Annotated in this window: 21 protein-coding genes and 1 other annotated feature; of the genes, 3 read left to right on the forward strand and 18 right to left on the reverse strand. The window is 36.9% G+C overall.

The features are described 5' to 3' along the window. The 4 genes from safA to nadB all read right to left on the reverse strand — a co-directional run. The coding region (gene safA / locus AC1DTM_RS08770; RefSeq protein WP_477000168.1) for a SafA/ExsA family spore coat assembly protein at positions 1 to 202 on the reverse strand (202 nt) is incomplete at its 3' end. 225 nt (positions 203 to 427) lie between these two features. Beyond that, positions 428 to 1,534, reverse strand: coding sequence for a quinolinate synthase NadA (nadA, locus tag AC1DTM_RS08775; protein ID WP_016106227.1), 1,107 nt, complete (start codon positions 1,532 to 1,534; stop codon positions 428 to 430). Between the two features lie 30 nt (positions 1,535 to 1,564). After that, entirely contained in the window at positions 1,565 to 2,398 is an 834-nt protein-coding gene (gene nadC / locus AC1DTM_RS08780; protein ID WP_002112024.1) for a carboxylating nicotinate-nucleotide diphosphorylase, read from the reverse strand. Positions 2,399 to 2,417: 19 nt separating this feature from the next. Continuing rightward, complete coding sequence (gene nadB, locus AC1DTM_RS08785; RefSeq protein WP_002112025.1) at positions 2,418 to 3,947, reverse strand: L-aspartate oxidase; 1,530 nt, start codon at positions 3,945 to 3,947, stop codon at positions 2,418 to 2,420. 153 nt (positions 3,948 to 4,100) lie between these two features. On the opposite strand from nadB, the gene AC1DTM_RS08790 reads away from it, so the two are divergent. The 3 genes from AC1DTM_RS08790 to AC1DTM_RS08800 all read left to right on the forward strand — a co-directional run bounded on the left by AC1DTM_RS08790 (position 4,101) and on the right by AC1DTM_RS08800 (position 6,520). After that, a complete protein-coding gene (locus AC1DTM_RS08790; RefSeq protein WP_002160372.1) occupies positions 4,101 to 5,246 on the forward strand; it encodes an IscS subfamily cysteine desulfurase in 1,146 nt (381 codons plus the stop codon). Beyond that, positions 5,243 to 5,785, forward strand: a complete 543-nt coding sequence (locus AC1DTM_RS08795) for a transcription repressor NadR (RefSeq protein ID WP_016106228.1) — start codon at positions 5,243 to 5,245, stop codon at positions 5,783 to 5,785. The genes AC1DTM_RS08790 and AC1DTM_RS08795 overlap by 4 nt, the downstream gene beginning before the upstream one ends. Before the next feature lie 87 nt (positions 5,786 to 5,872). Continuing rightward, the gene (locus AC1DTM_RS08800; protein ID WP_016106229.1) at positions 5,873 to 6,520 is read left to right on the forward strand and encodes an MOSC domain-containing protein; all 648 of its coding nucleotides are present in this window, start codon (positions 5,873 to 5,875) and stop codon (positions 6,518 to 6,520) included. 30 nt (positions 6,521 to 6,550) lie between these two features. On the opposite strand, the gene AC1DTM_RS08805 is transcribed toward AC1DTM_RS08800, so the two are convergent. From AC1DTM_RS08805 to AC1DTM_RS08870, 14 genes are all read right to left on the reverse strand, one after another. Further along, positions 6,551 to 7,054, reverse strand: coding sequence for a GNAT family N-acetyltransferase (locus tag AC1DTM_RS08805; protein ID WP_016106230.1), 504 nt, complete (start codon positions 7,052 to 7,054; stop codon positions 6,551 to 6,553). 21 nt (positions 7,055 to 7,075) lie between these two features. Continuing rightward, entirely contained in the window at positions 7,076 to 7,927 is an 852-nt protein-coding gene (gene pheA / locus AC1DTM_RS08810) for a prephenate dehydratase (protein WP_477000169.1), read from the reverse strand. A 95-nt stretch (positions 7,928 to 8,022) separates the two neighbouring features. Next, positions 8,023 to 9,936, reverse strand: coding sequence for an ABC transporter permease (locus AC1DTM_RS08815; protein WP_016106231.1), 1,914 nt, complete (start codon positions 9,934 to 9,936; stop codon positions 8,023 to 8,025). A gap of 49 nt (positions 9,937 to 9,985) precedes the next feature. Next, positions 9,986 to 11,899 carry an ABC transporter permease gene (locus tag AC1DTM_RS08820; RefSeq protein WP_016106232.1) on the reverse strand — a complete coding sequence of 638 codons (1,914 nt, stop codon included), beginning with the start codon at positions 11,897 to 11,899 and terminating at the stop codon, positions 9,986 to 9,988. Beyond that, a complete protein-coding gene (locus tag AC1DTM_RS08825) occupies positions 11,874 to 12,650 on the reverse strand; it encodes an ABC transporter ATP-binding protein (RefSeq protein WP_002015381.1) in 777 nt (258 codons plus the stop codon). The genes AC1DTM_RS08820 and AC1DTM_RS08825 overlap by 26 nt, the downstream gene beginning before the upstream one ends. A gap of 93 nt (positions 12,651 to 12,743) precedes the next feature. Further along, on the reverse strand, positions 12,744 to 13,826 hold the full coding sequence (locus AC1DTM_RS08830; RefSeq protein WP_033714877.1) for a HAMP domain-containing histidine kinase: 1,083 nt from the start codon (positions 13,824 to 13,826) through the stop codon (positions 12,744 to 12,746). Further along, positions 13,816 to 14,523 (reverse strand): response regulator transcription factor, encoded by a 708-nt coding sequence (locus tag AC1DTM_RS08835; RefSeq protein ID WP_016106234.1) that lies wholly within the window; start codon positions 14,521 to 14,523, stop codon positions 13,816 to 13,818. Before AC1DTM_RS08835 ends, AC1DTM_RS08830 begins: the two co-directional genes overlap by 11 nt. A 172-nt stretch (positions 14,524 to 14,695) precedes the next feature. Further along, entirely contained in the window at positions 14,696 to 15,979 is a 1,284-nt protein-coding gene (gene obgE, locus AC1DTM_RS08840; protein ID WP_002015378.1) for a GTPase ObgE, read from the reverse strand. Next, positions 15,979 to 16,527 carry a sporulation initiation phosphotransferase B gene (locus tag AC1DTM_RS08845; protein WP_016106235.1) on the reverse strand — a complete coding sequence of 183 codons (549 nt, stop codon included), beginning with the start codon at positions 16,525 to 16,527 and terminating at the stop codon, positions 15,979 to 15,981. Before AC1DTM_RS08845 ends, obgE begins: the two co-directional genes overlap by 1 nt. Before the next feature lie 63 nt (positions 16,528 to 16,590). After that, a complete protein-coding gene (gene rpmA, locus AC1DTM_RS08850; RefSeq protein ID WP_000944957.1) occupies positions 16,591 to 16,881 on the reverse strand; it encodes a 50S ribosomal protein L27 in 291 nt (96 codons plus the stop codon). 3 nt (positions 16,882 to 16,884) lie between these two features. Further along, the gene (locus AC1DTM_RS08855) at positions 16,885 to 17,229 is read right to left on the reverse strand and encodes a ribosomal-processing cysteine protease Prp (RefSeq protein WP_002160364.1); all 345 of its coding nucleotides are present in this window, start codon (positions 17,227 to 17,229) and stop codon (positions 16,885 to 16,887) included. Between the two features lie 11 nt (positions 17,230 to 17,240). After that, positions 17,241 to 17,549: a 50S ribosomal protein L21 gene (gene rplU / locus AC1DTM_RS08860; protein WP_000270907.1), complete on the reverse strand. Its 309-nt coding sequence runs from the start codon at positions 17,547 to 17,549 to the stop codon at positions 17,241 to 17,243. Between the two features lie 14 nt (positions 17,550 to 17,563). After that, positions 17,564 to 17,642: a sequence feature (ribosomal protein L21 leader region), on the reverse strand. A gap of 77 nt (positions 17,643 to 17,719) precedes the next feature. After that, positions 17,720 to 19,108, reverse strand: a complete 1,389-nt coding sequence (locus AC1DTM_RS08865; RefSeq protein ID WP_477000170.1) for an Rne/Rng family ribonuclease — start codon at positions 19,106 to 19,108, stop codon at positions 17,720 to 17,722. A 63-nt stretch (positions 19,109 to 19,171) separates the two neighbouring features. After that, on the reverse strand, positions 19,172 to 19,930 hold the full coding sequence (locus tag AC1DTM_RS08870; protein WP_477000171.1) for a M50 family metallopeptidase: 759 nt from the start codon (positions 19,928 to 19,930) through the stop codon (positions 19,172 to 19,174). Position 19,931 lies beyond the last annotated feature (1 nt).

Below are 19,931 nucleotides of genomic sequence, written 5' to 3' on the forward strand. Positions count from 1 at the left end.
ATTGTTTCGGGGGCGCTGAACCCGATCCAGTCTGTTGCTTCACATGAACGCTATTCGATGGCACTTTAATTTTCATCCCTGGCATAATTAGGTCTGGATTGCTAAGCTGTGTATTTGTTTTTTTTAGCGTCTCAAAATCCACTCCGTACTTTTTTGCAATTTTCCAAAGGGTCTCCCCTTTTTGCACGATATGAATTTTCAAATTTTCCCCCTCCTGTATAACTTATCTATAAGTAAAAAACACTTTGAAGTAACACTTTCTAAACAACATTAACTTCTTTTACTTTTATCACTTCTTCTATTTTCAATATGATTCGAAGTGGAATAAGCATAGAAAAATCGCAATGATTTCCTCAACACAATGTATGCCTCTTTCGTTCTTGTTATGATTATATGTACGAAAAAAAGCAACGAAAATTCCGCTGCTTTAAACACGCTCTAACATACGATTTAATGCAAGAACTGCCTCTTCTGTTACTTGTTTCTCCACACGAATAACGTTAATCTGTTCTCCTCTTTCTATGTTCTCAAGTGCCCATAATAGGTGAGGTAAGTCAATTCGGTTCATTGTTAAACAAGGACACATAAACGGATTTAGCGAAATAATTTCTTTATCAGGGTGTTGCTGAATAATTCGGTTCACTAAATTCATCTCTGTACCAATCGCCCACTTACTTCCCGCTGGAGCAGCCTCTATCATATCAATGATATATTTCGTTGATCCTGCATAATCAGAAGCGGCAACAACTTCATAACAACATTCAGGGTGAACAATAATATTCATATCCGGATGATTTTTTCGCACATTTTCAATATTTTTCACAGTGAAATTTTGATGAACAGAACAATGACCTTTCCATAAAATCACTTGAATTTCTTCTATATCTCCATCATACTCTAATGAATCTGTATGCGGGTTCCACACTGCCATTTTTTCTAACGGAATACCTAAATCATACGCTGTATTTCTTCCTAAATGTTGGTCTGGTAAAAAGACGAGACGCTCTTTTTGTGTAAACGCCCAAGACACCATTTGTTTTGCATTAGAAGAGGTTACTGTTGCCCCTCCATTACGACCGCAAAACGCTTTGATCGCAGCTGTTGAATTTACATACGTTAATGGAATCATCGTATCCCCAAATAATTTCGTGAGCTCTTTCCACGCTCTTTCTGTTTGTTCAATATCTGCCATATCTGCCATAGAACAGCCGGCACGCATATCTGGTAAGATGACAATTTGATCATCTGTCGTTAACATATCTGCCGTTTCTGCCATAAAGTGCACACCACAAAACACAATATATTTTGCCTCTTTATTATTCGCTGCAACTTGCGCGAGTTGAAGTGAGTCCCCTGCTGCATCTGAAAATTGCACCACTTCATCTTTTTGATAATGATGTCCTGGAATAAATAGTAATGCCCCCATTTTTCCTTTAATTTCACGGACACGCTCTTCCATCTCTAATGTAGACATCGTTTGATAACGCTCTGGTAACATGACTTCGATTGGCTGAACTTTCTCTAAAATACCCATTTATGATTCTCCCCCTCTAAACCACTCTCACTAGGCCTCAATATTAAAACTAATATCAAGTGCTTTCACTGAATGTGTTAACGCTCCAAGTGAAATATAATCTACCCCTGTTTTTCCGTATTTTGATAAATCTTCAATTGTAATACCACCTGAAGCCTCCGTAACGATGGCACTTGGTACAATTTTTGAAAACTCACGAATCTCTTCTGGCGTACGATTATCGAACATAATAACATCTGCGCCGGCCTCTACCGCTTCTCTTACTTGCGCCTCTGTCTCTGTTTCGACTTCTACTTTCACCATATGTCCCAATCTTTCTTTCACCGATGTAACAGCTTTTGTAATCGAGCCAGCAAAAGCGATATGATTATCTTTAATCATGACACCATCATATAAACCGAATCTGTGGTTAAATCCGCCMCCGCATACTACCGCATATTTATCAAACATACGTAGTCCTGGCATCGTTTTTCTCGTATCACAAATGCGTGTATGACTGCTATCTAAAGCAAAAACCGCCTTACGTGTCATCGTCGCTATCCCGCTCATACGCTGAATAACGTTTAATATAACGCGCTCTGCCGTTAATAATGATGCGATTGGGCCTTGCACGGTTGCAATTATTTCGCCTTTTTCTACAAGATCCCCATCTTTTTTATGAAGTTCAACTTCAATTCTCTGATCAATTAATTTAAATCCTTCTTCAATTACTAAGCGCCCTGCAAATACCCCTGTATCCTTTACAAGAAACGTTCCTTTCGCAAGTGCATTATCGGGAAAGATAAGCTGAGATGTTACATCTCTTTCTCCTATATCTTCTAGAAAAAATCGATTTAATGCTTCCTTAACTTTTAACGTATTCATAAAACCCCTCTTCCCCTTATTAAACAAGTTGTAGTTTTCTTCTCACTCGGATAATCTCTTTTTTTACGCTATTTCTTTCTGGATAATCAATGCGATAATGACCACCAATACTGTCTTCTCTTTGCAAAGCTGATACTGTTATAAGCTCACAAACTGTTAACATATTAATAAGCGTTATCTCTTCATTTGTAAGTGCATCATATTGTAAGATCATATTTAGCACACCGTACCTACTAAACCATCTCTTAACATATGATAAATTTTTCTCAGTTCGCACAATCCCAACATGCTTCATCATGTATTCTTGTATTTCTTCTTTCAGCGGTAAATCATTAAGAGCTATAAAACTTTTCCCTCTCTCTTCCGGCACATTTTTTCTTTCCTCTGCTGGTTTAGCTAAAATGTGTTTTCCTATTCGTCTTCCAAACACAAGACCTTCTAATAATGAATTACTCGCCAATCTATTCGCACCATGAACTCCATTACAAGCCACTTCACCGACCGCATATAAGTTTGAAATGGACGTCTCTCCGTCACAATTCGTCTTCACGCCGCCCATATGAAAATGAGCACCCGGTACGACCGGAATAAGGTTCCCTTTTAAATCAACGCCATTCTTTTTACATAATGATGAGACGGTTGGAAAACGTTGTTCAAAGTTTTGAATGGCTTCGATGTTTAAGTACACTGTTTCACCCGCAAGGAGTTGTTCATGAATAGCCCTTGCCACTACATCACGCGGTGCGAGATCTTTCCCGGGATGTATATCCATCATAAAACGCTGTCCTTTTCCATTTATAAGGACAGCTCCTTCACCACGGACTGCTTCAGAAACGAGACCACAACATCGCCCGTCCACGTATAACATCGTCGGATGAAATTGTACAAATTCTAAATCAACAAGTTCTCCCCCAGCTCGATATATCATCGCAAGTCCATCGCCTGTAATTGTCTCATCATTCGATGTAAAGGCGTACAAGCCACCAATTCCTCCTGATGCTAACACCGTATTATCAGCATAATAACGCTTCAGCTTCCCTTCACTATTTCGCGTTAAAGCTCCTATGCATTTATTATTTTCTATAATAAAATCGAGCACCATTTCATGCTCAACGACAGTAACATTCGGAACTACTTCTTGTATTAAATGCTCTAATAGATTTTTACCAGTTGCATCTCCTCCCGCATGTAAAATACGCCGTTTTCGATGCGCTCCTTCTTTACCAAGGTGGAGCCCTTTTTCATCCCCATCAAATTTCATTCCATTTGTAATAAGCTTACTTATTTCTTTCGGCCCCTCTTCAACTAAATAACGAACTGCTTCTTCGTTGTTATAATGGCAACCTGCCACTAATGTATCTTCAAAATGCCCACTCGGATCGTCATATGTAGCAACAGCTGCTGCAATTCCTCCTTGAGCTAAATGTGTATTGTTATTACGTCCTGTTTTTTTTGTGATAATTATCACATTCTTTTCGTGACAAAGCTCTTTCGCAACACGAAGCGCTGCAACGCCGCTTCCAATAATCAAGACATCTGCACTTGGCATAATTGTTGCCTCCTACTTTACACTTTTCAACTGTCTTGACACCTATATTTACATAGTTTTAAAATAATGACAAGAGTTTTTTTACAATTCTTATTTTCACTACCATTCTAAAAACGAAAACAAATGTCACTCTTACTGAAGAGAGGAAATTACATGATGATATATCTAGATTATGCAGCGACAACACCTATGAGCGAAGAAGCTTTAGAAACATATATAGCAGCGGCAAAAACATATTTCGGAAATGAACAAAGTTTACACGATATCGGCGGAAGTGCATCATCTTTATTACAAGTTTGTAGAGAAACATTTGCAGAAATGATTGGGGGTAAGGAACAAGGTGTATTCTTTACAAGCGGCGGTTCAGAATCTAACTACCTTGCGATTCAATCCCTTCTAAATGCTAGAAATGGAAAGCACATTATTACGACACCTATGGAACACGCATCGATTCGAAGTTATTTTCAATCCTTACAATCGCAAGGTTATACTATTACTGAGATTCCTGTTGATAAAAGTGGGATAATTCATTTAGTAGATTTAGAAGCAGCTATTACAGAAGATACTGCTCTAGCAAGTATACAGCACGGAAACTCTGAAATCGGGACCATTCAAAACATTGCAGAGATCGGAGCACTTTTAAAAAAATTTAATGTTTTATTTCATTCGGATTGTGTTCAAACGTTTGGTAAACTTCCAATAGACGTTACAGCGATGGAGATTGATAGTCTCTCTGTTTCAGCCCATAAAATATACGGACCAAAAGGAGTTGGAGCTTGCTATATAAATCCGCAAGTTCGCTGGGAACAAATATTCCCTGGAACTTCTCATGAAAAAGGCTTTCGCCCTGGTACAGTGAACGTTCCTGGAGTCGCTTCTTTTTTAACAGCCGCAGAGCATATATTAAAGAATCAAAAGGAAGAGAGCTTTCGTTTTAAACAATTACGATCTTATTTTTTAGAGCAATTGCAAACACTTCCTCTAGAAATTGAAGTGAAAGGACATTCTACAGCTTGTTTACCACATATTATTGGGGTTACAATAAAAGGAATAGAAGGTCAGTATACAATGTTAGAATGTAACCGGCATGGTATTGCCATTTCAACTGGAAGTGCTTGCCAAGTCGGTAAACAAGAACCTTCAAAAACAATGCTCGCAATTGGAAAAACGTATGAAGAGGCAAAACAATATGTCCGCTTTTCTTTCGGACATCACACAACGAAAGAACAAATTGATACAACTATTCATGCACTACACACAATTGGAAATCAATTTTATAGAGGTGTTAAATCATTATGAAACAAAATGATCAAAAAAAGATTTTAGGCGAAGAAAGACGACAACTCATCCTCGAGTGGCTTCTTGCTGCAAATGAACCGTTATCGGGGAATGAGCTATCTAAAAAGACAAACGTAAGTAGGCAGGTTATCGTGCAAGACATTTCCTTACTAAAAGCACGAAATGAACCAATTATTGCGACTGCACAAGGGTATTTATATTTAAAACCACAAACAAGACAACAAGCTTTTGAACGCGTAATCGTATGCCAACATAAACCGGCAGAAGTACGTCAAGAACTTACTATGTTAGTTGACCACGGCGTTACGATTAAAGACGTAAAAGTTGAGCATCCTGTATACGGCGACTTAACAGCATCAATTATGGTAAGTAATCGCTTTGATGTAGAGCAATATTTACAAAAAATCGAAAACACAAACGCTTCCTATCTTTCGCAACTAACAGACGGTATTCACTTACATACAATTGAAGCAGATTCTAAGGAGAAATTAAATGCAGCTTGTGAGGCACTAGATAAAGCTGGATTTCTCGTTTATTAATGTAAAGCACAGAGGTTTTCATCATTCTCTGTGCTTTTATTTTGTAGATGATATAATATTGTAAACAATTGTAAAGGAGTATTAAATATGGGAATTGAACTCGTTCACTTTAGCACCGGTAAACCAAAACAAATGAAATATAACGAAGATAAAGAAATGATCACTGGTATATGTAAAGAGCCTACAGAAGAAGCTTTCCTCTCAAAAGATGGATTCCTTGGTGATGATGTAGCTGATTTAAAACATCACGGTGGACCTGACCGCGCTGTTTGTGTGTATTCATACGAACATTACGCACTATGGGAAGAAGAATTTCAAACAACACTTCCAGCTTCCACATTTGGTGAAAACATTACAGTAACAAATATGCTAGAGCGTGACGTATGCATCGGAGATACATATCAACTAGGCGAAGCAATCATTCAAGTAACACAAGCTCGCGTACCTTGTAGTACAATTTCAAAACGTCTTGGCATTCCTGGCATTTTGCCACGCATTGTAGCAACTGGATATACTGGTTATTTATGCCGCGTTCTTCAAGAAGGTACTGTACGTAAAGATTCTAAAATTACATTACTAGAGCGTCCATCAAACAATGTATCTGTTTTGTTCTCTAACGAAATTTATTTTCATAATAGAAAAGATAAAGATGGCATTGAGAAGATTCTTGCTATCCCAGAACTAGCTGATGTTTGGCGTGGTCAATTAGAAGATCGTCTTTCGAAGTTAAAATAACAAATCCCACCTTTTGCAGGTGGGATTTTATTAATCTATCAATATTGCATCTCTTGCTTCAATAGAATAGACAGCTTGCTCTGCCCCAAACCGATAATACGTTTGAATTAACTTCATACGTAACCGTTCTAAAAGTTTACGTGAAGGTGTATTAGCCATTTGTGTTACTGCAATTACTTTTGATAAATGTAATTCACGAAAAGCATAACGAAGTACTTCTTGAACTACTTCCGTTGCATAGCCAGCTCCCCAAAACATCGGCAAAAATTGATAGGATACTTCAATATCCTGATTAACATCATTTGGATCGATCGATACTACTCCCAAAAACGCTTTTGTTTTYTTCTCCTTAACAATCCAATACCAACAGTTTTCTTCAGGATGCAACATATCATTCAAAACACCTCTAATCGACTCTTCTTCACGCGGTCCACCAAGATATTTTCTCACTTCCTCATTTAAATATAGCTCTTTTATATTTTCGTAATCTAATTTATGAACTGTGTCTAATAAACAACGTTTCGTTTCAAGCAAGTTTAACAGCCCCCTCACTTCTTACAACCAATAAGAAGAATAACTCCCCAAAACAGTAACAGAAAAGCCAAGTGCTTCAAGTTCCATCATTACGCCTGGCAATAATACGTCATCATATGCTTTATCTACKTCGATTAAGAAAAAGTAATTTCCAAGACCTGTTTTCATCGGGMGAGATTCGATTTTTGATAAGTTTAATTTTCTCCATGCGAAAGCTGATAACACTTGATACAGCGCTCCTGCATAATCCGCAGGTAACGTTATCATAAGCGTCGTTTTCTCACCGCGATTTTCTCCGTTGTTTGGGAGTACTGCTTTCTTTTTCTTATGCAGAACAAGGAAACGCGTATGGTTGTTTTTATGCGTATGAATGTCACGCCTTACAATTGTTAATCCGTATTTTTCTGCCGCTGCTTCATTTGCAATGGCGGCAACTTTTTCTTCAGAATGTTCTTTCACATATTGCGCAGCAGCGCTTGTTGATGTCATATCTCGAACAGTTACGCCTTTTAATTCCTCATTTAAAAATTTATGGCACTGTGCAATGGCATGCGGATGAGAATGTACAGCGTATACTTCTTTCCACACTTCTTCGTACTGCGGGTGTACGAGTAAATGTTGCTGAATTGGCACTGTAATTTCTCCTACAATGGAAAGTGGCTGCTCATGTACGAGATAATCAACCGTTATATTAACTGAACCTTCTATGGCGTTCTCTAACGGTACGACCGCATAATCTACATTTTCATTTGCAGCTGCATCAATACAATCCGGAATCGTTCGATACGGTACATGCTCTGCTTCCGKAAAAAAACGACTCACCGCCATATTTGTAAATGTCGCTTCTGGTCCTAAATATCCTACTCGAATCATCGTCTTTTCCCTCTTTTTCGTTTTCTTACTGTTATACCATACTTTTTTATATTCTTCTATGAGAATTTCGAATATTAAAAAAAGACTAGCATTCGCTAGTCTAAATGTTTCTTGTATTCTCTTTGAGCGAAGAAGAAATAGATGATACATGCAGCAATGTAAAACAGAATAAACAAGCCCACTTTTCTTAATGATCCGTCCATAAAAAGAGTATTATGAAACGTATATAACGCAACTGCACTATGCATACTCCCTACTATAATTGGCGCAAAAAATAGCATACACAATTGCCAACGAGAAATCTTCCACACTTCTTCCTTCGTCATTCCAAGTTTAGAGAGCGCCCCGTACTGCTTTCGATCGGATGCAATATTATGAAACCATTTAAAATATACGATGCTACATGACGTAAGGAAGAATAATATGCTAATGAATGAGCCTATAAATAGAGTAATATCACCACCTTCTTTCATATTCACATATAATTCCATATTACTTCGAAACGCATCATTTGTATCATGTTTCATATGTTTCCGTAAATCTTCATTTAACCCCTTCGCACTTTCAATATTTGGTAATGTGTAGCCTCTATATATCATTTTTTCAGAATCCGGAATTGTATTTGCTATACTGTCAAAATCTTCATCATTCATGACGAAGAACAGACCATTAATGTGCGCGGGGTGATAATTAAATTCCACCCCTTCTTTCTGACCGTTATATACAAATTGATATGTTTGATTCATAACTTGCAATTGAATCTCTTTTTGATTATATAGATTTGGATAATTACGTTTATTATAATAAACAAGTGTAACTGTTCCTTTTTTAGGATGATACATTTTCTGTTTTTGTTTTCTTGCCTCTTGATTGTATTCACTTTCCCTTATAAGCGGTGCTATTGTTGTTTCTCCCTTATTGGACTGAAAGGATGCATACACTCCAACAAAACTCATAGATTGAAAATCATCATATCCATATTGATGTAATAAGTTTTCAACCTTGTCTTTCTCGAAAACTTCATGAGCAGAAGTGCCTTTTTCTATGTATGAAAATGAGTGTACTCCTCCGCCACGCCACATATCTTGCATGCTAGAAAAATATAAGAACACCGTACCTGTCGCCGTAACGACAAACGTTGTTGCCATAGACAACAGAAAGAAAAAGCGACTATTTTCCTTCATTCGATGTGACAATTGATTCACTATAAATAAATACGGATATGTATACATAATCCTTTTATTTCTTTTTATCACTTCTAATATTTGTGTAGCGCCATGTGTAAATGAGAAATACGTCCCAAAAGAAATGAGTATAACAACCGGAAAAAAGTATAATGCTATCGTTGTCATCGTCACTTGTAGTGCTAACGCATATCCGCCCACTAAACAAGCAAAACCGAATAAACAAAGCCACTTTGATGTTTTCCTCTCCCGTTTATCTGTTCGAAATTCTTTTAATAACCGAATGATTTTTATATTCCATATACGTAAAGCACTTATAAAAGATAAGAAAATAAATACGACCATATATGTAACAAACGTTACACCAATCGCTCTCATGTCAAATATAACAGGAAGTTCTTTTGGAAGGCGAAGTAACATGCTAAACACCATAAAAAAGAGTTTTAAAAAGATCATGCCAAGCCCGATACCGAAAATATTAGCGAAAATCCCGATCAATATTTGCTCGGCCATAATCACTCCTATTACGTTAGACTTCGTCGCCCCCATTAACATATATAGTCCTAATTCTTTCTTGCGTGCCTCTATGAAAATAGAAGTAGAATACAAAATAAATATAACGAAAAAAGAAATAATTATAACATTACATACGATAAGTCCCCAGCGTACATTTTGATACCACATTGTCTCTTGCATATACGGATGTACAATTACAGACATATATGCATAAGAAGCAAATATTGCAAAACAACTACTTAAGAAAAACACTTTATAATTACGCCAATTCCCCTTTATATTTTGCAGCGCTAGTTGCCTAATGTTCATCTACCGTCCTCCTGTAACTTACTACACACGTAAAAAGCTAGAGGTTTCCCTAGCTTTTTACGTGTTTTAAATATCCTCTTTGCGCGATCATAAAGTAAATGGCAGAAGCTAAAATATATGCTCCAATTACAATCGCACCTGATTTCCATAAATCGATATAAAGCATTTCCCCTAACGTATGAAGGGCAAATCCACTATGAATTGTACCGATTAAAATTGGGATAAAGAAGATAACACCCATTTGTCGAATTGCAATTTTACGAATTTCTTTATCTGTCATACCAATTCTTTTTAATGACTTAAATTGAATACGATCTTGTTCTTTATCATTAAACCATTTAAAGTATGTCATGCTACAAGCGAAGAAGAAGAACAGTACTGCTACGAAGAAGCCGATGAACATTGTAATTGCTCCTTGCTCCTTTATCGCTTTATACGTAAGGATAGAATTGTGGAAATTCTGTTGTTGTTCTTGTGCAATTTCTTTCTTTAAGTCTAGTACAAGATTTTCTGTTCCTTTCCAATCTTCAATATAATATCCATAATATTTCGTCTTTTCTTCATCTGCTACGAGCTGTGAATATTTCACAAAATCCTCATCATTCACAATCAAATAGCCACCATCATTAAAAACAGACTTTGATACTGGATCATTTAGCTTAATAGACTGTTTTTGTCCGTTCAATTTAAATTCAAATGGCTTCGTAAGATCCGGCTTGACAATATCATTCATCATATCAACTACAACCATCGTTGCACTCCCCGGCTTATTTTGCACTTCTGGCACGTTCTGTTTACGCGCTTCTTTATTATATTCCTTTTCAGAGATAATCCCTAACGGCATCTCATGTTCACCGTTAAACATCGTTACCTTTTGAGTTGCAGGAAGTTTTACATACGTTACTTTTCGCGCTTCTTCAAATCCGTGTTTTTTTATTAGTTCTTGTGCTTTCCCTTCACTGATGATGTTATGCGTATTTACCCCCTTTTCTTCATACGAAATAGCATGCGGAGCACTAGCTACTGTTTTATAACTCATATCCTCAAAGAACACGTACAGTGTACCAACTGCTGAAGAAACAACCGCCGTAATGATAGAAATTACAAATAGAAAACGAGCATTATCTTTCATTTTATAAATAAGATTGCTAAGTACGAACATATTTGGATACGTATAAAAAGATTGTTTTCTTTTTTGCAATGCTTTTAATACGACTGTACTACCTTGCGTAAACAGTAAATACGTTCCGCCTATTGTCAGCCCTACAATCGGTAAAAACAGCATTATAAAATTCATAAATGTCACTTGGAAGCTAAGCACATATGCGGCAATAATACATCCTATACCAGCTACACCTAACCATGTAAATGCAAAAGGCTCTACTTTTTGTTTTCTTGCCTCTCTTAATAAATCAATAATTTGCAAGCGTCCTACTGTCCAAACACTAAACAGTGATAGGATTAAAAAGAGGATAAAATATATGCCAGCTGTAATAAGAACTGCTTTTCCATTCCATACAAGCGGAAGTGTTTTATCTATTTTCAACAATACACTTAATGCTTGGAAGAAAAGTTTTGAACAAAGCATTCCAATCCCAATACCTACTACAATTGCAATACTACCTAACATCAGTTGCTCTAATATAATCATTCGGCCGAGCTGAGACTTCGTTCCACCTATTAATGTTAATAAACCGAATTCTTTTTTTCTTGCTCGTAAAAACGTTGAGTTCGCATATAAAATAAAGAGTGCTGAGAAGATGACTACAATATAATTCATCGATTCTAATCCTTTTGAAATCATCGTCTTCATACTAATATTACCGCTTACGACATCTGGATGATAAATGAAGGAAGCATACATGAAAAATACGACAATCGATAAACAACTACTAATAAGGAACGCTTTATAATTACGCCAATTTCCTTTTACATTGTTAAGCGCGAGCTGGCGAAAGTTCATGATATTCCCCCCCTAGCATCGCAAGTACGTCCAAAATTTCTTGGAAAAAGGCTTGTTTCGTTCTTCCTTTATGTATTTCTGAGAAGATCTCTCCATCACGTATGAAGAGGATACGTTCACAATAACTAGCCGCTACCGGATCATGCGTTACCATTGCAATCGTTACTTTCTTTTGCTCATGTAAATCTTGAAGTGCTCCCATTAATGATTTCGCTGACTTAGAATCTAAGTTTCCCGTTGGCTCATCCGCTAAAATTAATGTTGGTTCATGAATAATCGCCCTTGCAGCAGCTGCACGTTGTTGCTGTCCTCCTGATACTTCGTATACTTTTTTATTTAAAATTTCTTCGATGTTTAAAAACCTCGCAATTTCAAGTACTTTCGCATCAATTTCTTTTACAGATTTCTTCGCCATTACAAGCGGCAAAATAATATTTTCTTTAATGGATAACGTATCAAGTAAGTTGAAATCTTGGAAAATGAATCCTAGATGTGTACGGCGAAATTCCGCCAATTTTGCAGCACGCATTTGATTAATTTCTTCACCATTTACAAGCACATGACCTGAAGTTTGCTTATCAATTGTCGCTAATAAATTTAAAAGCGTTGTTTTTCCGCTTCCTGAAGGCCCCATAATTCCTACAAATTCGCCTTCTTCAATTTTAAAATTTATATCATTTAAAGCAGTCGTCGCTACTGAACCTTTTGATTGATACACCTTTGTTAACCCTTTTACTTCAAGAACACTCATTTCTAATCCCCCTATGTGTTTTCTTCTTACATTTACTATAAGAAAAATAAGAAAAAGAAACGAGTGATTTCCCTTACAAAACCATTTGTTATCTTACAATTTTGTCATTTTTCTCATTAATGTATGATATTCTTCATCTTTTGCAAATTGGAACGTAACTATTGTTCCTTCCCCTTCAGTTGATTGTACATACACTCCATGATGTAAATTACCGCAGATTTCCTTCGTAATATATAAACCCATCCCTGTCGCTTCCCTTGTTTTACGGCCGTTTATTCCCGTAAAGAACGGATCAAATATACGCTTTACATCTTGCTCTGGAATACCAATTCCATTATCTCTAATATGTAGTAATACCTTTTGATCCTTCTCTTCAATTTGAAATTGAATTTCTTTTTTCTCTGCTTCTGAAATTTTTGTATACTTAATTGCATTCACAACAATTTGGCCCAAGGCGATACTAAGCCACTTTCTATCAGACGCAATCATACAAGTCTCTTCTTCAAACATCATTTTCGGAAATACAGAAGATTGAATGAATGACTTTCGATTTTCATTAATAATATCTCGAATGACCTCTATAACATTTACTACTTCTACTTTATAATCTTTCGAAAACTGATCTAACCTTGCCATATGTAACGCTAAATCTAACCCATTTAAAATACGGTTATTTTCTTCACGAATACTTTCAATCGTTCCCCTTGCTTCACGGTGTTCCTTACCATATTTCTGTAACAATAATTCAATAACGGATACTGGTGTTTTCATTTGATGGATCCATTGATTCATGAAAATCATTTGCTGTTGCTCTTTTGCATGCTGTTTATGAACTTCATTCATATATTGCTGCCTTAATAGCGTAAACGCTTCAACAACCAGTTCTTGCTCTGACGTATAAGAAGTATCGATAAGTAAAGAGTCATGTAATGTATGTCCACCGGCAATATACTGTTCTATTCTCTTTAAAAACACACTTCGTTTTCGGTAATCGTAAATAAGGTATACACTAAACACAACTGTCCCTAATAACAGTCCGTATAGCCATGTACTCCAGTCCAGCGAACGCTTTTCTAAAAGGCTTTGCAACTGCAATACGAGCCCAAATAAACAAAGGCTTATAATGTAAGAAAGGATTAAGGAAAAACGGTCTATGAGGTAGCTTTTAATCTTCATGCCCTTCGCCCCACTCAGTAAGAAGAGCATAACCGTACCCACGCTTTGTGACAATTGCATTTTTAATGCCTAACTCCTCAAGTTTCTTCCTTACACGCTTTACATTCACAGTTAATGTATTATCATCAACAAAAGCTACTTCATCCCATAAGGCCTCTAACAGCTCTTCACGTGTCACGTATTGATTCGCTTGTTTCATTAAACATTCTAATAAATAAAATTCATTTTTTGTAAGTTCAGTTTGTTGCCCTTTCCACTCTACTGTGTGCTGTGATGGGAATAATAACAATCCATTAACACCTAAACAATCACTTTCCGCGGCCAAAGCATATTCACCATACCCGCGGCGAAGTGCACTCTTCACCTTTGCCATTACGATATCTAAATGGAACGGCTTTGTAATATAATCATCCCCGCCATTCTCAATCGCCATCACTTGATCCATTTCCCCTGTCCTTGCAGACACGAAAATAATTGGCGCATTCGATACAATGCGGATTTGGCGGCACCAGTAGAAGCCATCAAAGTATGGTAAATTAATATCAAGTAACACAAGATGAGGACTTACTTTTACAAACTCATCTTTTATATGACGTAAATCGCTTACTCTGAAAGATTGATATCCATACCTTTCTAAATGCTCCTCTAATATCTCTGCAATTTTTTCATCATCTTCTACAATTAATATTTTATACATGTTCCTTTTCTCCCCATAAAATATTTTTCTAAAACCACTCCTTTTTTCATTATAAATTGAAACTTTAATCAATGGGGATTTTTTCCTATATCGACTTATGGTTCGCCTATACGAATCGGATCCTTACTGGACTCAAATAGCGAAAAAAAAAGACCGCCATATTTCGGCAGTCTTAATCGATAAATTCAAATTGATATTCAAGAATTTTTACAATATCTCCGTCTGTTGCACCACGTGCACGAAGGGCTTCATCAATACCCATTCCACGCATTTGACGAGCAAATCGGCGTACAGATTCATCACGTGAGAAGTCTGTCATCTTGAATGTTTTCTCAATGTCATAACCAGAAATAACAAATGTGCCATCACTTTCGCGTGTAATTTCAAAATTAGATTCAGATTCAAATTTGTACATTACACTTGCTTCAGATTCTTCTACATCATCGTACATTGGGAATTCTGGTGTTGTTTCTAATAAGTTCGCTACTTCAAATAGTAAGTCACGAACACCTTGTTTCGTTACAGCTGAGATTGGGAAAATTTTTACTTCGTCTCCCAATTTCTCTTTAAATGCTTGTAAGTTTTCTTCTGCATCTGGCATATCCATTTTGTTTGCAACAACAACTTGTGGACGCTCAGTTAAACGCATATTGTATTCTTTTAGTTCATTATTGATTGTGACATAATCTTCATATGGCTCACGTCCTTCTAAACCAGACATATCGATAACGTGCACAATTACACGTGTACGTTCGATATGACGTAAGAATTGGTGTCCAAGTCCAACGCCGGAGTGTGCGCCTTCAATTAGTCCAGGAAGGTCAGCCATAACGAAGCTGCGGTTATCACCAGTTTCAACAACACCAAGATTCGGAACGATTGTTGTAAAGTGATATTCTGCAATTTTCGGACGCGCTGATGATACAACAGATAATAATGTAGATTTACCTACACTTGGGAATCCAACAAGTCCAACATCTGCTAGCACTTTAAGTTCTAGCGTGACATCACGTTCTTGACCTGGTTCCCCGTTCTCAGCGATTTCTGGCGCTGGGTTCGTCGCTGTTGCGAAACGTGAGTTACCACGGCCACCACGGCCACCTCTTGCGATTACAGCTGTTTGTTCATGCGTTACTAAATCGGCAAGAATTTCACCTGTTTTTTCATCTTTCACTATTGTTCCTGGTGGAACCTTTACGATTAAATCTTCAGATTTACGACCGTGCTGACCTTTACTCATTCCGTGCTGACCGCGATCAGCTTTGAAATGACGTTGGTAGCGGAAGTCCATTAATGTACGTAAGCCTTCCTCAACAACAAAAACAACATCTGCACCTTTACCACCGTCGCCACCTGCTGGGCCACCTTTAGGTACATACTTCTCACGACGATACGCAACCATTCCGTTACCACCGTCGCCGCCTTTTACATATATCTTGACCTGATCTACAAACATTATTTCACCACACTTTTTTCGATTAGTTGTAATATAACTGAGACTTCTTCGTCTCGTACTGTATAAGAAATGGAATACCATTTATTGTTTTGGTTCGCAAGCCACGTTTGTAGTTCTTCTACATTCGTTAGCTTTCCACGAAAATCAAAAAAGAAACGAGCATTCTCCGCGTCACATTCAATTGTGATACAAACATAATTTTCAACATATACGTCTAAACTATGCTGAAGCATCGAGAAAAACTGATTCGTCCATGTACATACAGTCTCATCTAGATGAGATAAGTTATGTACTTTCCCTAATACTTCGTACTCCAATAAGCACGGTTGCTGTTTCCAATTATATGTTAAAATCCACTCTGAAAATAAAGGCATTGATAGCCCTATCAGATTGGATTCTTGTCTCGCTTCTTGGACAAAACGATCGATGAGCCTATGAATCTCTTCCACTTTTCCAAGGGAAAGATTTCCTTTAACCATCTGCAAACGATTGAGCCAATCATGTCTTGAATGGCGCAATGCATCTATAATTGTCCATTTTTCATTCATTTAGATACCCCTTAATATAGAAAAACTCTAACCTGCACTCAGGTTAGAGTTTTCCGTGAGTTCTTATGCTTCTTGAGCAACAGGATATACGCTCACTTGTTTGCGGTCACGACCAAGACGCTCAAAGCGTACTACGCCGTCAACTTTCGCGTATAAAGTGTCATCGCCACCACGACCAACGTTAACACCTGGATAAATTTTTGTACCGCGTTGACGGTAAAGAATTGAACCACCTGAAACCGTTTGACCATCTGCGCGTTTAGCACCAAGACGTTTTGACTGAGAGTCACGACCGTTCTTTGTACTACCTACACCTTTCTTAGATGCGAAAAACTGAAGATCTAATCTTAACATACGTTACACCTCCTGCACTTTTTCTATTAAACGGATATATTTTCCGTAATCAAGTTCAATCGTCTTAAGTGAAACAACCAATCCTTCTAAAAGTATTTGTGCTTTTTCTGCTGTATGAGCGTCTAAATCATTAGGCAATTCATACGTCAAGAATCCGCCATCACTTCCGAGTTCAATAGTTGCCTGCACATTACAAAGTTCTTCCACTGCATTTATAGAACCAAACACAACCGCTGTAGTTCCAGCACAGACAAGATCTTGCCCATGTGGCGCATAATTGGCATGTCCAGTCATTTTAAATGATTGGATACTTCCTAGTTTCGTGCGACTTATCGTAATCTTAATCATCTTAACCAGAATTAAGCGTTGATAGCTTCAACTACTAGCTTAGTGTAAGGTTGACGATGACCTTGTTTCTTACGATTGTTCTTTTTCGCTTTGTATTTGAAAACGATGATTTTCTTAGCGCGACCTTGTTTTTCAACTTTCGCAGTAACTGTTGCACCTTCTACAACTGGGCTACCAACTTTCACGTTTTCGCCACCAACGAAAAGAACTTTGTCAAAAGTAACAGTTTCACCAGCTTCAACATCTAATTTTTCAATGTAGATTGCTTGACCAGCTTCAACTTTAATTTGTTTTCCACCTGTTTCGATAATTGCGTACATACTTGCACCTCCTCTTAATTACTAAGACTCGCCAAAAACGAGGTAGACATAAAATGTCTTTAGGGAACCTGTCTTGTGCGGTTGTAGCATATAGCAGTTTAGGTGCTATAAACTATAACATAAAAATATTACCATGACTCATTGACTATTGTCAATGAATGTTCTGCTAACTATTTTTTCCGTTCTACAATTTCTTTCTTACTTCCAAAACGGATAATAGCGTACTTTTCGATAATATCATCTTTGAAATAAATTTCAAATGGAATATTTTTTTGTAATTCTTTTTGTGAAAAATGTTTTTGCAAAATTTTTGGTGCAGCGATTAATACTGCTTCATCTTCTATATTGCCATATGTAATTAACTCTCTCTCTAGCTCATATGCAATTGTTTCATAAGACATAACATACCCCGTCGCTTTACAAGGTACACATTCTTCTAATAATACGTCACGTAACGAATGTTTCTTACGTTTTCGCGTCATCTCTAAAATACCTAGCTCTGTAAACCCAAGCACTCTTGTATATGTGCGATCATCTTGCATAGCAGCTATGAGGCGTTCTCTTACCTTCTCTTTATCTTCCCGTCTTTTCATATTAATAAAATCAATTAATATCATCCCGCCAATATCACGAAGTCTTAATTGACGAGCAATCTCTTCAGCAGCCATTTCATTTGTGCGAAATACGGTATCTTGTAAATTTTGTTTTCCAGTAAATTTACCTGTATTCACATCAATTACAGTCATCGTCTCCATTTGTTCTACAATTAGATAGGCACCATTTGGTAGCCACACAATTTGTTGAAGTGCTTTCTCGATTTCACGATCTATTCCAAAATGGTTAAACATCGAAGATTTTTCATTATAAAAGGATACTCTTTCTTCCCCTACTTTTTCTTCTAATTCTTTTACTATACTTCTCGTATCTACAACTATTTTTTCAATTGTTTCAATTGGGTTCTCCTGAAATACACGATCTAAAAACGTCGCTGGTTGATGAAGTAGTAAGGGCGCCTTCCCTTGATMTTCTTTTCTTTTTAACTCTTCATATAACTTCTGCAACCCCTGCATTTCAGCTTGTATTTCATCGATCGTTCCTTTTTCAGAAGCAGAACGGAAAATGTATCCACCCGTTCCTTCTACTTCAATTCCCAGTAACTGTTGTCTTCTTTTATTATTTTTTATTTTCCGAGAAACAGCGCGCATGTCATCATACGGCATGTAAACAACATATTTTCCGGTAAATTCTACCTTCGCCGTTAATTTTGGCCCCTTCGTATCAATTGCCTCTTTCACAACTTGTACAAGTATCGCCTGCCCTTCATGTATGCGATATGAAGATGGTACATCATCAAACGAAAGATATGCATGTTTTTCTAATCCGATATTTACAAAGGCTGCGTTCATTCCAGCAATTGTTCTTACGATACGCCCAACATAAATATGTCCGACAATCTCCTGCTCTTCATTCCGTTTCCATAAAAGCTCGACAATTTTTTGTTTCTCTTCTATCGCAACACGCTTTTCCGAACCAGTGTAGTTAATATATAACGTCTTCAAAATTATTTCCTCACTTTTCACTTCTTTTCCTTACAATATAAAAGGTTAGTGTCGTCGTCAACACTAACCAATTAATTCTTCAACAGATGAGGTTGTTCGTTTTTCAGCAAAATACGCATACAACAATTCATTTTCGTCCAATGTGTAATGCTCTTTATATTTTCCATGGACGATAATAGAGTGTTTATATCCTCTGCGAAATTTTGTGAAAATCGTATATAAATGATCTTCCGTGTTCACCTCAATAGGTGCTATTTTTTCAATATCTCTTTTATTCCCATAATAACGTTCTAATAAAAAACGCATAAATGCGTACCGTCTTTGTTTCCATTCTTGATATAAAGAAATCGCTAGAAAAACGAGTAATACCCACATCATAATGTTATTACTATTCCAAAGTAACTGCCATCCTAATATTACACTAAAAAAAACACATGACAATTTCATCATCTTTTCATGTGCTTGTAAATAGGGAAAACGATATGATAATACATTAAATAATACTTTTCCGCCATCAAGTGGCCAAATAGGCAATAGATTAAACCCTAAAATAATGACATTATTCCATACAAAGAAATGGTACAAATCATCAGTTACCCAGCCCGCTTGATACAAAATGTAAGCGGCCACAATCATCCATATATGCTGAATTGGCCCCGCCATAACGACAATTAATTCTTCTTTCAATGATTTGTTACCATGTTCTTCCATCTCGACTACGCCACCAAACGGCAAAAGCTGAATTTGTTTAATACGCCAATTATAATACGCTGCGGCAAAAGCATGCCCAAGCTCATGAATGAGAACGATACAAAATAACAAT

Source organism: Bacillus sp. P4_D3, assembly GCF_056401855.1.